The 13,052-nt window shown below is 61.0% G+C and carries 13 protein-coding genes; 3 read left to right on the top strand and 10 right to left on the bottom strand.

Annotated features, from left to right (window positions below; genetic code table 11):
- Window positions 1-177 precede the first annotated feature (177 nt).
- The gene (locus tag LDL32_RS01360) at window positions 178-954 is read left to right on the top strand and encodes an SDR family NAD(P)-dependent oxidoreductase (RefSeq protein ID WP_233064036.1); all 777 of its coding nucleotides are present in this window, start codon (window positions 178-180) and stop codon (window positions 952-954) included.
- A gap of 129 nt (window positions 955-1,083) precedes the next feature.
- On the opposite strand, the gene LDL32_RS01355 is transcribed toward LDL32_RS01360, so the two are convergent.
- From LDL32_RS01355 to LDL32_RS01325, 7 genes are read right to left on the bottom strand one after another with little or no spacing between them, the layout of a single operon-like run.
- The gene (locus tag LDL32_RS01355; RefSeq protein ID WP_233064034.1) at window positions 1,084-1,500 is read right to left on the bottom strand and encodes a hypothetical protein; all 417 of its coding nucleotides are present in this window, start codon (window positions 1,498-1,500) and stop codon (window positions 1,084-1,086) included.
- On the bottom strand, window positions 1,497-2,855 hold the full coding sequence (gene accC / locus LDL32_RS01350) for an acetyl-CoA carboxylase biotin carboxylase subunit (protein WP_370636731.1): 1,359 nt from the start codon (window positions 2,853-2,855) through the stop codon (window positions 1,497-1,499). The genes LDL32_RS01355 and accC overlap by 4 nt, the downstream gene beginning before the upstream one ends.
- Window positions 2,845-3,297, bottom strand: a complete 453-nt coding sequence (locus LDL32_RS01345; RefSeq protein WP_233064031.1) for a biotin/lipoyl-containing protein — start codon at window positions 3,295-3,297, stop codon at window positions 2,845-2,847. Before LDL32_RS01345 ends, accC begins: the two co-directional genes overlap by 11 nt.
- A 33-nt stretch (window positions 3,298-3,330) precedes the next feature.
- On the bottom strand, window positions 3,331-4,116 hold the full coding sequence (locus LDL32_RS01340) for a LamB/YcsF family protein (protein ID WP_233064030.1): 786 nt from the start codon (window positions 4,114-4,116) through the stop codon (window positions 3,331-3,333).
- A gap of 10 nt (window positions 4,117-4,126) precedes the next feature.
- The gene (locus tag LDL32_RS01335) at window positions 4,127-5,101 is read right to left on the bottom strand and encodes a biotin-dependent carboxyltransferase family protein (protein WP_233064029.1); all 975 of its coding nucleotides are present in this window, start codon (window positions 5,099-5,101) and stop codon (window positions 4,127-4,129) included.
- A gap of 3 nt (window positions 5,102-5,104) precedes the next feature.
- Window positions 5,105-5,749, bottom strand: a complete 645-nt coding sequence (gene pxpB, locus LDL32_RS01330; RefSeq protein WP_233064028.1) for a 5-oxoprolinase subunit PxpB — start codon at window positions 5,747-5,749, stop codon at window positions 5,105-5,107.
- Between the two features lie 51 nt (window positions 5,750-5,800).
- Entirely contained in the window at window positions 5,801-7,000 is a 1,200-nt protein-coding gene (locus LDL32_RS01325) for an FAD-binding oxidoreductase (RefSeq protein ID WP_233064027.1), read from the bottom strand.
- 159 nt (window positions 7,001-7,159) lie between these two features.
- On the opposite strand from LDL32_RS01325, the gene LDL32_RS01320 reads away from it, so the two are divergent.
- A complete protein-coding gene (locus LDL32_RS01320; protein WP_233064026.1) occupies window positions 7,160-8,089 on the top strand; it encodes a LysR substrate-binding domain-containing protein in 930 nt (309 codons plus the stop codon).
- Window positions 8,090-8,114: 25 nt separating this feature from the next.
- Here LDL32_RS01320 and LDL32_RS01315 read toward each other — a convergent pair whose 3' ends face one another.
- A complete protein-coding gene (locus LDL32_RS01315; RefSeq protein WP_233064023.1) occupies window positions 8,115-8,633 on the bottom strand; it encodes a YbaK/EbsC family protein in 519 nt (172 codons plus the stop codon).
- Between the two features lie 399 nt (window positions 8,634-9,032).
- On the opposite strand from LDL32_RS01315, the gene LDL32_RS01310 reads away from it, so the two are divergent.
- Complete coding sequence (locus LDL32_RS01310) at window positions 9,033-9,938, top strand: delta(1)-pyrroline-2-carboxylate reductase family protein (protein ID WP_233064022.1); 906 nt, start codon at window positions 9,033-9,035, stop codon at window positions 9,936-9,938.
- Between the two features lie 74 nt (window positions 9,939-10,012).
- On the opposite strand, the gene LDL32_RS01305 is transcribed toward LDL32_RS01310, so the two are convergent.
- Both LDL32_RS01305 and LDL32_RS01300 read right to left on the bottom strand, forming a co-directional pair.
- Window positions 10,013-11,524: an aldehyde dehydrogenase family protein gene (locus LDL32_RS01305; protein ID WP_233064021.1), complete on the bottom strand. Its 1,512-nt coding sequence runs from the start codon at window positions 11,522-11,524 to the stop codon at window positions 10,013-10,015.
- A gap of 54 nt (window positions 11,525-11,578) precedes the next feature.
- Window positions 11,579-12,865 carry an FAD-binding oxidoreductase gene (locus tag LDL32_RS01300; protein ID WP_233064019.1) on the bottom strand — a complete coding sequence of 429 codons (1,287 nt, stop codon included), beginning with the start codon at window positions 12,863-12,865 and terminating at the stop codon, window positions 11,579-11,581.
- Window positions 12,866-13,052: the final 187 nt, after the last annotated feature.

Raw genomic sequence — 13,052 nt, 5'->3', positions numbered from 1 at the left:
CGTAATATCGGTGTATTATATGACGCACTTTTTCAAACCTGACATATATACAAATTATATATCTGTTTATGAAAATAAGTTTACGTCAACACGGTACGAGATCGCCTAGCATCCTGTTCCAGAGAATTGTGCCCTGTGACCTGCGGCTTGTCATTCCCACCATGGAAAGGAAAAAACATGAAATTTTCTGGAAAGGTTGCCGTCATAACCGGTGCTGCCCGGGGTATTGGCCGGGCATGCGCGGAACGCCTGCTGGCTGACGGCGCCAGGATCGTTATTGCGGATATCAATGCCGAGCGTCTGGCGACAACGGTTGCCGAGATTGGCAATCCTGACAACGTTTTTTCATATGTCTGTGACGTAAGTAAAAAAAGCGATGTCGATGATCTGATCGCGGCGGCCGTGAAAAAATTCGGTTCTGTTGACATCATGGTCAACAATGCCGGCATTGCCATGATCCAGGACTTTCTGGATATTACCGAACAGGATTATGACAAGGTTCTTGGCATAAACCTGAAGGGGCCCTTTTTCGGGGTGCAGGCCGCCGCCAGACAGATGATCGCACAGGGGCATGGTGGCGTGATCGTCAACATGTCGTCCATCAATTCCGGGCTGGCCAATCCAAAGGTTGCAACCTATGCAATTTCCAAGGGCGGCCTCAATCAGGTTACAAGCACGGCGGCGGTTGCCTTTGCGCCTTACAACATTCGTGTCGTTGGCGTGGGCCCCGGCACCATCATGACGGAAATGGTTGACGGATCCTTCATCGATTCCGAGGAAACGCGTCGGCAGATCCTCTCCCGCACCCCTATCGGGCGCTGCGGCAAGGCAAGTGAAGTGGCGTCCGTCGTCTCGTTCCTGGCCAGCGATGACGCATCCTACATGACCGGTGAGACGATCTATCCCGATGGTGGTCGCCGTATCCTGAATTATACCGTTCCCGTGGAAGACTGATTTCTTCAGGCTGTTTCCATCCAGCCATCATATCCGGCCCGGGCATGGATATGATGGCTGACCTGACAGGCCATATGACCTGCACACGATATCCGGGCCGCCCATGAACCGGAGCGTTGCCGAAACGGGTCACGTCACGAGAAATATGTCCTGATGGTACCCCACCGGCTGGTTGTCCCTGGCCATGATGTCCGTGATCCTGCCATGGCATCCAGCGGGAATGGCAAGCAGGACCTCGCCTGCCTCTACATAACCGACAATCTGTTTTTCCACGATTTCATCATGCATCTGAACCGGCCGACCCTGCCGGAGCGGATGCACCGCCCGGAAAATTCCCATATCCGGACTACGGATGACCCCCGTCTGCGCCAATGGCGCAGGGGAAATGGCACTCACGGTCGGTTCGTGCGGTTTTTCAAGGCTGATATGGAGCAGATCCGTATTGTCCCGGTATTCAAGGCTACTGATCCCATATTGCCGCATCCGGGAGACGATATCCCGGATGACCGATACACGCCCCGGCACTGAAACTGCATCACGATTCATGGCGGCTTCATTCCTGCTTCAGAAGTTTTTTCAAGATAGTGCACCGATATGTTTCCGTTGCAGAAACCGGGCTCGCCCATAAGGCGCTGATGCAGTGGCAGGGTTGTGGAGATGCCTTCGACTGTCATCTCCGCCAGCGCGGCCCGCATCCTGTGCACCGCATCCTCACGCGTTGTTCCATGCACGACCAGTTTGGCAATCAGGGAATCATATGACGGCGGAATGCCATATCCGTCATAAAGATGGCTTTCCACCCGCACACCGGGGCCGCCCGGTGGCCGCCAGCGTGTCACGGTTCCGGGGCTGGGTGCGAATGTCACGGGATCCTCGGCATTGATCCGGCATTCGATCGCATGCCCACGAATTTCCACATCGGACTGCTGCAATGACAGGCCCTGCCCACCTGCGATACGAAGCTGTTCGGCAACGATGTCGAACCCGGTGACCATTTCCGTAACCGGGTGTTCCACCTGAAGCCGGGTATTCATCTCTATGAAATAGAATGCGCCATCTTCATAAAGAAATTCAAACGTTCCAACGCCGGTATAGCCCATGGCGCGACAGGCATCGGCACATGACTGTCCCAGCCGTTCCACATCCCCACGCGGGATACCGAAGGCGGGCGCTTCCTCGATCAGTTTCTGGTGTCGGCGCTGGACGGAACAGTCACGGTCACCCAGCCAGATCGCGGCACCTGTTGCATCGGCCAGGACCTGTATTTCAACATGCCTGGGCGTTGTCAGGAACCGCTCGGCATACAGGTCACCGTTTGAAAACGCATGGATCGCTTCCTGCCGCGCTGTCTGGATCGCAACGTCCAGTCCGGCCGGTTCCATGACGACCCGCATGCCACGGCCACCCCCACCACCAGCAGCCTTGATGATGAGAGGATAGCCGATTGCATCACAGGCCGCCTTCGCGCTGGCGCCATCTTCAGGCAGGGCCCCGTGGGTGCCCGGCAGGCAGGGAACGCCGGCTTCCATCATCTGGTTGCGGGCCGCGATCTTGTCACCCATCGTACGAATGACCGATGCCGATGGCCCCACGAAAACAAGCCCCGCATCGTGCACGGCCTGGGCAAAATCCGCTTTTTCCGACAGGAAGCCATATCCGGGGTGAATGGCCTGTGCGCCGGTCAGCTTCGCCGCCCGCAGGATACGACCCTGATCAAGATAGCTGCCGGCCGCCGCAGCCGGGCCAATGCATATGGCGCGGTCCACCAGTTCCAGATGACGCTGCCTGTCGTCTCCTTGTGCAAAAACACCGATGGTCTCCAGCCCGAGCAGCTTGCACGCGCGGACAATCCGCAGGGCGATTTCGCCACGATTGGCGATCAGGACAGACTTAAACGTCATGGTCATCAAGCCGCTCCACGCTGAAAAGCGGTGCACCAGCGGTTACAGGCTGGCCGGTCGTGGCTTCAATCCCTTTTATCCTGCATCTGAAATCTGCACAGATCCTGTTGAGTGTCTTCATGACTTCAAGCACATACAGCGGCGCACCTTCCTCCACCACATCACCGATCCTTACAAATGGCGGCGCATCCGGGGCGGGGGTCAGGTAAAAGGTACCGCTCATCGGTGCCAGCAGCATTTCATCATCGGGCGGCATGGTGGCAGGTGTCCCGGCAGGCGGGGGCATCGCATGCTCCGCCACCATCGACGGGGCGTTTATTCCGCCATGCGTGGCTGGCGTACGCTGGAGATGGACCCGTATGCCATCTTGATCATGGCACAGTTCATTGATCCCCAGTTCGGACATGAGCGCCATCAGTGCGTCGAGAAGTTCCACATTCATCAATAATGCTCCTGCAGTCGCCCGGACGCTGGCCTATGCGGGGCTGTTTACAAATGAACGAAGGACAATTCCGGCTTCCTCCAGCGATGTCCTGACCCTGCGCGTCACATGCACCGCATGGGTATTGTCACCATGCACGCATATGGAATGGATGGGCGTGGGCAGCATCCTGCCGGTCTGTGTTTCTATCGCGCCGGCTTCCACCATTCTGACAACCCGTGCAGCCGCCATGTCGGGATCGTGTATAACGGCGCCTGGCAGCCTGCGCGATACCAGTCGTCCTTCTTCGGTATAGGCACGGTCGGCAAAGATTTCGGAATAGACGGTCATGCCCATATCGGCTGCGCACCGGCCAAGCGCGCTGCGGGCAATGGCCAGCACGGCAAGCCTGTCATCCACCGCGCGCACGGCCCGCGCCACCGCCATGGCAATATCGGCATCCGTTTCGGTCAGGTTTCCAAGCGCGCCGTGGGGCTTCACATATGTAATGGCATGGCCACTATAGGACGCCAGCGCCATGGCCGCCCCCACCTGATAAGCCACCAGCCGCTCGATCTCAGCCGGGGAAAACGGCATGACCCGGCGGCCGAACCCCCACAGGTCGGGAAAACCGGGATGGGCCCCGACATTGACACCGTTCTCTCTGGCCCGGCTGAACGTGGCGGCCATGATCTCGGGGTCCCCGGCGTGAAAGCCGCAGGCAATGTTGGCGGATGTGACCAGGGACAGCATGGCATTGTCATCACCGATCCTGTACTGCCCGAATCCTTCTCCCAGGTCGGCATTCAGGTCGACAATACGCGATGCTTGTGTGCTCATGTGCAGCTTCCTACTGAAAAATCATGCGTAGATCGTTGGTCAGCGCGGCAAGAAAGGCCTGTCTGGCCCGTAACGCCTGCCGTGCCTCCTCCCGCGTTGCCAGCGCGAAACGGATGGTGCCGCCCACCGGGACCTGCGCCACGCATCCCAGATCCGCCTCAATGACCGTTGCGATCTTCGGATAGCCACCACACGTGTTCGCATCGGCCATCTGTATGATCGGCAGTCCCGCGGGCGGTACCTGAACGGTGCCGGGCACAATGCCGTGCGACATCAGGTTCAGCGGGTGGCACAACTGCAGTTCACGCCCGTCCAGCCGGTAGCCGGCACGGTTGGCTTGGGCGGTAACGGTCCATCCGTCATGCAGGAAAATATCACGGGCTTCGGGCTGGAAGCACGCCCATTCCGCCGCTGGCAGAACCCGGACAGCATCACCATTGCGCAGGGTATCGATCCGCGCGCCCCAGCCCGTTTCCGGGCAGGACCGTACTGCCCCCATGGCGGGACAGACCGACAGGCGGTCACCCCGTTCCAGCCCCCTGCCCTCCAGCCCGCCAAAATGCGCCTTGCGGTCCGTCGCGCGTGAGCCCAGCACCTGCGGCACGTCCAGCCCGCCACGAACGGCAAGATAACTGCTGACCCCGCCCTGCGGTGCGCCCAGCACCAGTGTCTGGCCTGCCCGCGCCTGCCGCGCCCACCATGGGGGGATGGGTTCCCCATCCAGCACCGGGTTCGCGTCCGCCCCGGTCAGGGCAAAGATCGTATCCTGCAAAAACCTTATGCGGAAGGGAAAGAAAACCACCTCGATCCCGGCGGCATCCCTGTCATTTCCGACAAGCAGGTTGGCCACTTCCAGCGCAAACCGGTCCATTGCCCCGCCCACGGACACACCCATCCCCAGGGCATGCCTGCGACCGCGGTCCTGAATGCTGTTCAGGTTGCCACTTGCCAGGACTTCCAGTGCGGCCTGCCGTGCCCCGGTCATGCGCTATGCCCCGATGGCGCAAAAGCGCACGGTATCGCCCGGGTGCAGCAGGAGCGGGTCGGAACGGTCAAGGGAAAAAAGTTCGACATCGGTATGTCCCAGGATATGCCATCCGGATGGCGCGGTGCACGGCATGATCCCGGCCTGCCCGCCGCCGATGATGACCGCGCCTTTCGCCACGGTCAGGCGCGGTGAATCCCGGCGGGGAATGGCAAGGGCCGGGTCCAGTCCCGTAAGGTAGACAAAGCCGGGCATGGCACCCACGGCAGCGACCGAATAGCGCGCCGCCTGATGCCGCTCGATCACCTCGCGCACCGACAGCCCGGCGTGATCCGCCACCCGCTGCAGGTCTTCACCATGCGCACCACCATATTGCACCGGAATTTCACATTCCCTGGCGGCCACGGCATCGGGGCGCGCCTGCTCCCATGATGCATGGACAAGTGCCTCGATCGTTTCCGCCGGAACGGTTAATGAATCGAATGTGATCAGGATATTGTTGACGCCCGGCACGGCCTGCTCGACCCCGTCGCGTGCGGACAGGAGCCGGGCAAGCGACCATATCCGCCGCTGGGTCACGGGGCTGAACGCACCTTCGGCCGCATCACCCAGAATTGCGCCCGAACCCGCCATGTGCAGCTTCAGCATCCACGGCCCCCATGGTCCGGAGCATGGCCCATGGCACCGTGCGCGATCATGTCAGTACACAACGGTTTCATGCAGTTTCCTGCCTGCGCGGATACGTTCGAACCCCAGCGGCGAAAGATCGAGTGTACGGTACTGTCCCGTCAGGATGTGTTCCGCAATGCCCCGCCCGGCAGCGGGGGCATGCATGACACCATGCCCGGAAAACCCGTTCATGAAGACAAGATTGCCGATTTCGTCATGCGGGCCAATGATGGCGTTATGGTCCAGGAAGTTCACTTCGTAATGGCCCGCCCAGCTCCGCTCGACCCGCAGGTCTTCCAGCACCGGCACGCGGTGCGCCAGTGCTGGCCACAGCACATCCTCCAGCAGGTCATGAGCGGGTTCGAAATCACCTGTCGCGTCCGGGTCCTGATCCGCGGCGGGGGCGATACCAGCAATGAACCCCTGCCCTTCGGGCCGGATCCATGCCCCGGAATCATCGAACAGCATGGGAAAACCGGTACCGCTCAGAGGTGTCTTCAGGGAAAAGACCGTCCTTTTGCGCGGCTCGACCGGAAAACCGGGCACGATGTCCCGGACAATTCTGGCCGCCATGGGGCCGGCGGCGTTGATGCACCAGTCCGCGGGCACATGCGTCCCGTCATCCATCCTTACCCCTGTGGCTTTCGTTCCCTGCACTTCAATGGCATCGACATGGCCCGTGACATAGTTCACCCCCAGGTCACGGGCTGCCCTGCGTACCAGTTGCAGTAGGGACCAGGCATCGAACCAGCCTTCGTTTTTCAGCCCGTAGGTGGCAAGCCCGATATCGCTGGCATTCAGCCATGGAAACCGTGCCCGTGCTTCGTCAGGTGACAGGGCGGCAATGCTGGCACCCTCGGCATTCTGCATGCGCACGGCAGCCTGCCGTTCCGCCTTCTGTGCCTCTGACGCGATAATCAGGTAGCCCTGTTCCACAAAACCGATATCGGCGTCCGCGCCGAATTCCCGTGTGATGTTGCGAAACAGATCCGCCGCGAACAGGCTCATGTGAATATTGATGGCGCATCCGAACTGGGTACGGATCGATGCGGCGGACAGCGCCGTGGAGGAGCGGGCATAGCTCGGATCGGCCTCGATCACGCTGATCTGCCCGTCAAAACCCAGTTTCCGCAGGTAATAGGCGGCAAAACTGCCAATGATGGCGCCCCCCACGATCACCACGGTTTGCGTCTGCTTACCCACATTGCCCTCCCGATCCGGTTGTGCCATGGCCTGTCCGGCACGGAGCTGTCCGGCTCCTGCGCGGATGCGCCCCAAATGCCCCCACGACAATCCATGCGGTTTTATTTCGGGAAAACAATATCCCGAAATTCCGCGTAACCTCATAAGCTCTTTTGCATGAACAGCTATATGGATATTATATAGCTTATGGAAATCTCTCAGCTCCGCACGATCATTCATGTGGCCGAACTGGGCAGCCTGAGCAAGGCGGCTGACCGCATGCGGATCGCACAGCCCGCCCTGAGCCGCCAGGTCCGGATGCTGGAGCAGGAACTGGGCATTTCCCTTTTCACCCGCCATGGCCGTGGCATGGTACTAACCGAGGCCGGTCGCGACGTGGTCAAGCGCGCCATGTACATCATGACGGAACTTGAGGAGATACGCGCAAATACGGGACATGTGGATGCGCCACTGACCGGGCAGGTCGCGGTCGGCCTGCCGCCCACCGTATCCGGCCTGATCGAAGTCCCGCTGATGGCATCGCTGCAGGCGCGCCATCCGCAGGCCATGCTGCGTATTGTCAGTGCCTATACCGGCTATCTGATCGACTGGCTGCACCGGGGCGAAGTGGATATCGCGGTCCTGTATGCGCCTGTTACCGCGCAGGCCCTGCGTTCCGAACCGCTGCTGGTCGAAAAATTCTTTGTCATCGGGCCGCCTGATTCCGGGTTTGACATCAGCACGCCCGTTCCATTCGACCATCTGAACGGAAAGCGGATGGTCCTGCCATCAATCCGGCACGGATTGCGCCCCATCATAGAAAAATGCGCGTCGGTCGTTGGCATATCGCTCAATGTCATTGCGGAAGCGGATTCCTATACATCGCTCAAAAACCTGGTCCAGCATGGCCATGGCTGGACCATCCTGCCGCTGGCATCCATTTACAATGAGGTCAGATCCGGATTCCTGAGTGCGGCCCCGCTGAGCGAGCCGGTGGCCCTGCGCCAGCTGGTCCTGTCCTACCCTTCGGACAGGCCGACCTCACGCCTGGCCCATTTTGTCGGGACCACCATCCATGACATTGTTAATTCCTACGTCGAACAGGGCATATGGGACAAGAATTCCAGCCTGCCATGATGACCCGGCCACTACAGCCGAAGCATCAGGAACCATGGCCTGTGCACAGCGGGTCGGCAGGTTCCTGTTGCACAACCACCTTTGGCTCCTGACACACATCCACCCATTGCGCCTGCACCAGTCCGGCCAGCCTGTCCGGCGTCATGCAGACGGAACTGTTGGTGGAACCCGCGGCGGGCCAGACTTCGGCAAATTCACGCAGCGACACGTCACAACACACCCGCACCGGCTGCGGCAGTCCGAACGGGCACACACCCCCTACCGGGTGGCTGGTCAGTTCCAGCACCGCTGCGGGCGCCAGCATGCGCGGCCTGTGACCAAACGTGGCCCGCGTCTTGCGATTGTCCAGACGCCCCGCACCCGCCATGACCACCAGCAGGCACTCATCCCCCACTTTCAGCGCCAGCGTCTTGGCAATCTGTCCCTCCTCCACACCCAGCGCCATGGCTGCATCCGGCACGGTTGCGGTACTGGCTTCAAGCACGACCGGCCGGAGTTCGGGTGCATGGGTCTCGAGGAAGGCACAGGCCGTTTCAAAACTCATTTTTTCCTCCTTGCGCACTGGCAGGTCATGCTGCGCCGTAATGCGTGCCAATGGCAATCCCGCTACGCATGACCGCAACATTCAGGATACTGTATTTTCATCGACAGGCAGCGCCGTTGCATCAGGATATCGGGAAAAGATGAAAAGGCGGCAGGGACAACGGGCGATATCGTGAGCGGCCCCTACCCCACCCGGTGCAGCCTCCCGGCAGGGCCGCGGGGCACTGGTGTCGAGAATATGGAATGTTCCGTCATATCATGCCCGTTATTGTCATGCCCCCGTTTTTCGGGGTATCATTACGCGGCACAATAATCACAACATCCGGTTTTACCTGATCCGGACACATTTCTTCATCCAGTTTCATGATTTCATGACATACACACCGGACATCCCGACCCGATGAAACAGTATTCAGCACAGCAGACCTGCGAACTCCTGCCTTTTTCACCCCTTGTTGACGCGCTGGCCATTGCGCTGAAGGAGACGGTGACGGAACAGATCATCTGCCCCGAACGCCTGACCGTTCCCGCAACGGATGGCAAGGGTGTACTCATGACCATGCCTTCGGTCGGCCATGACCTGATGGTTACCAAGCTGCTCACCATTTTCGGCGGCAATCCTGCGCTGCACCTTCCCGCCATACAGGGGCAGGTCATCTGCGCCGAGGCCAGGAGCGGGCGCTTCCTGTTCTCGCTTGACGGGCCAACCGTCACCATGCGTCGTACATCCGCCGTCACCATGCTGGGCATACGGCTCCTGGCCGGCAGAAAGCCGCAACGCGTGTTGATAATCGGTACGGGCATCCAAGCCGTCGCACATGTGCAGGCGCTGTCCGCCCTTTACCCGGGCATTACGGCCGTCATCCGGGGCCGGTCGCACGAACGGGCGGCAGCCTTCTGTACGGAGCACGCCACATCGGCGCTGGACCTGCGGCCCGAAGGCGCACACGAAGCGCCTTTCGACGTGGTTATTACCGTCACCAGCAGTACGAACGTGATCTATGATCAGGCGCCCACACCCGGCTGTCTGGTAATCGGGGTTGGTGCCTATCGTACCGACATGGCGGAAATCGGCCCGCTTACGATCAACGGCAGCGACCTGTATGTGGATGACCTGGTTGGCGCGCCATCCGAAGCGGGTGACCTGCACCAGGCGGGCGTGGACTGGGCACGCGTGCGGTCACTGGCCACAGTGCTGGAAGGAACGCCACGCGATCCGGCCCGTCCGGTCGTGTTCAAGTCCGTGGGCTGCTCCGCATGGGATCTGGCGGCCTGCCGCGTTGCCCGCATGCACGGGGCGGCATGACGCCCCGGTTCCTTCTCATACATGGACACGGCGGGGCCGGGGCAGGAATGCCCCGGCCCCGCCTGCGCATGTAATCAGCCGACGTCGAACTTGACGCCCTGCGCCAGAGGCAGGGTACGGCCGTAATTGATGGTGTTGGTCTGACGGCGCATGTAACCGCGCCATGCATCGGAACCGGCTTCACGGCCGCCACCGGTTTCCTTCTCACCACCGAACGCGCCACCGATTTCAGCCCCGGACGGGCCGATATTCACGTTGGCAATGCCACAGTCGGACCCGACCGCGGACAGGAACTGTTCGACTTCACGCAGGTCAGTGCTGAAAATCGAGGAAGACAGCCCCTGCATGACATCATTCTGCAGCGCAATGGCTTCATCCAGATCGCTGTATTTCAGCACGTACAGGATCGGGGCAAACGTCTCCTCCAGCACCGGGCCGGCCTGGGCGGGCATCTCGACCAGCGCGGGCTTGGCGTAGAATGCTTCCGGGCCATGAACCGTGACCCGTTCACCCCCATGGACCTGACCACCGGCGTCCCTGGCCGCCTTCAGGCTGGCCTGCATGGCGTCAAAGGAGGCACGGTCGATCAGCGGCCCCACCAGAGCATCGCTACCGATCGGGCAGCCGACGGAAATGTTGGCATAGACCTGCTTCAGCTTGCCCACCAGCGCATCATAAACGCTTTCATGCACGATAAGCCGGCGCAGCGACGTGCAGCGCTGGCCCGCCGTGCCCATGGCGCCAAAGGCAACCGCGCGCAGGGTCAGGTCCAGATCGGCCGATGGCGTGACGATGGAGGCGTTGTTGCCACCCAGTTCCAGGATGGAACGGCCGAAGCGCTTGGCAACCTGCTCACCCACGATCCGGCCCATGCGGGTGGAACCGGTGGCGGAAATGATGGGCAGCCGGCGGTCATTGACCAGCAGTTCGCCGGTGCGCGCATCCCCGACCAGCAGGGTGGACAGGCCGGCGGGCACATCGCCAAACCGCGCGGCAGCCTGCTCGAACAGGGCCTGGGTGGCGATGGCGGTCAGCGGGGTCTTTTCCGACGGCTTCCAGATGACCGGGTCACCACAGACCAGCGCCAGCGCCGCGTTCCACGACCACACGGCAACCGGGAAGTTGAATGCGGAAATGATGCCAACTACGCCAGCAGGATGCCACTGTTCAACCAGACGGTGCTCGGGTCGTTCCGACTGGATTGTCAGGCCATAAAGCTGGCGTGACAGGCCGACCGCGAAATCACAGATATCGATCATTTCCTGGACTTCGCCCAGCCCTTCGGAAATGACCTTGCCGGCTTCGAATGAAACCAGACGTCCCAGCGCTTCCTTGTTTTCACGCAGGACATTGCCCAGAAGGCGGACCAGTTCGCCCCGGCGGGGGGCCGGAACCGTGCGCCACTGCCGGAAAGCGGCGGTCGCCTGTACGATGGCATCTTCCACCTGCCCTGGCGTCACCATGGGGACGTTGGCAACCGTCTCACCCGTGACGGGGGTGCGGACAGCCAGTTCACCACCGGTGTACTGCTCCGGCCGTACGCCCATCTTTTCCAGAAGGCCGTGGATATCCGATGCGATAGTCATGTGTGTTTCATCTCCAGTCGTGAATGATATGTTCGATCCGCCTTCGCACGGATATCACAGCCGGGCGGCGCCGGCATGGCTTATGATCGATCCGGCGGCAAAAAAGGCCTCGCGCGCCGCACGGGCGGGCGCAGCCTTGGCCCGGGTCAGCGGCAGCGGCATGTCCGCCATGCCAATCTGCCCGCAGATCAGCTGCGCCAGTGTCTTGCCGAATACCGTGCCGGGCGAGATGCCACGCCCGTTATACCCGCTGATGGACAGTACATTGGTCCCGAGCTTGTGGAGGCGGGGCAGCGCATCGGATGTCATGCCGATCATGCCGTACCACTCGCTTTCGAAGGCCTCGTCCTTCAGTTCGGGATAGATCCGCGCCAGCGCGCGGCGCCCCCATGCGTGGTGAACCGGCTGGCCAACCCGATCAAGCGCGCCAATGCTGCCAAGGATCATGCGCCCGGCCTGATCAAGACGGAAGGAGGTCAGTATCTTCTGCGTATCCCACGCGCCCTGCTTGTAGGGCAGGATGGTCTTGAGCAGTTCGGGGGAAAGCGGGCGGGTGGCCATGTTGAAATAGGGCAGGTTCACGATTTCCGAACGCAGTTCGGGCCACAGGTCGCCGGTATAGGCATTGGTGGCCACGATGATCCACCGCGCCCGGACCGAAGCACCGCCCACGGTGCTCAGGTGCCACCATTCCCCTGCCCGCTGGGCCGCGTTGACACGGGTGCCGGTATAAATCTGCGCGCCCGCCTTCATGGCCGCCGCGGCAAGGCCACGGGCATAGGCCAGGGGCTGGATCGTACCGGCACGGTCATCAACCAGCGCGCCGCTGAACGCCGAACTGCCGATACGCACGGCCGCTTCATCACGCTCCAGCAGGTGGACCGGCGCACCAATGGCCTGCCACTGGCATTCACGTTCACGCAGGTTTTCCAGCCCCTTCTGGCCTACCGCGCAATGCAGGGTGCCGGTCGGTTCAGCCTCGCAGCTGATATCGTGCTTTGCGATCAGGTCGAACACCGTCCGCGGCCCGTTCCCCAGCAGGTCAAGCACGCGGTGGCCCATTTCATGGCCCAGCGTGGAAAGAAGGTAATTGGGCATGACCCACAGCCCGGCATTGACCAGTCCGACATTGCGGCCCGACCCGCCAAAGCCGATTTCCTCGGCTTCCAGCACGGCTACGCCGCGTCCCTGCTCGGCCAGGTGCAGTGCCGCGGACAGGCCGGTATAACCTGCCCCGACAATGGCGACATCCACATCTACATGCCCCCGTAGCGGTGATGTTGCCGGTGGCGGGGGCGCTGACTGTTCCCAGAGGCCATGGCTGCGCGGATCATTTTTCATGCACGTATTCTTTCATTCAGAAAATCAGGAAAAGCCTTACGGCAGACCCTGTCTGGACAGGGTGCAGGCAAAACACGTTCTTAATCCGTTACTATCATTTCCCCTCAGCCGCTACTGCGCGCAGGGGATATTGGAGGGCCATACCCATTCCCTGATGGAATGGCCGATATGCAAATAAACTTATGAT

This window comes from Komagataeibacter sp. FNDCF1 (genome assembly GCF_021295335.1).
GTDB lineage: Bacteria > Pseudomonadota > Alphaproteobacteria > Acetobacterales > Acetobacteraceae > Komagataeibacter.
The sequence above is the reverse complement of the archived record's forward strand: the minus strand, read 5'-3'. Positions and strand labels throughout refer to the sequence as shown.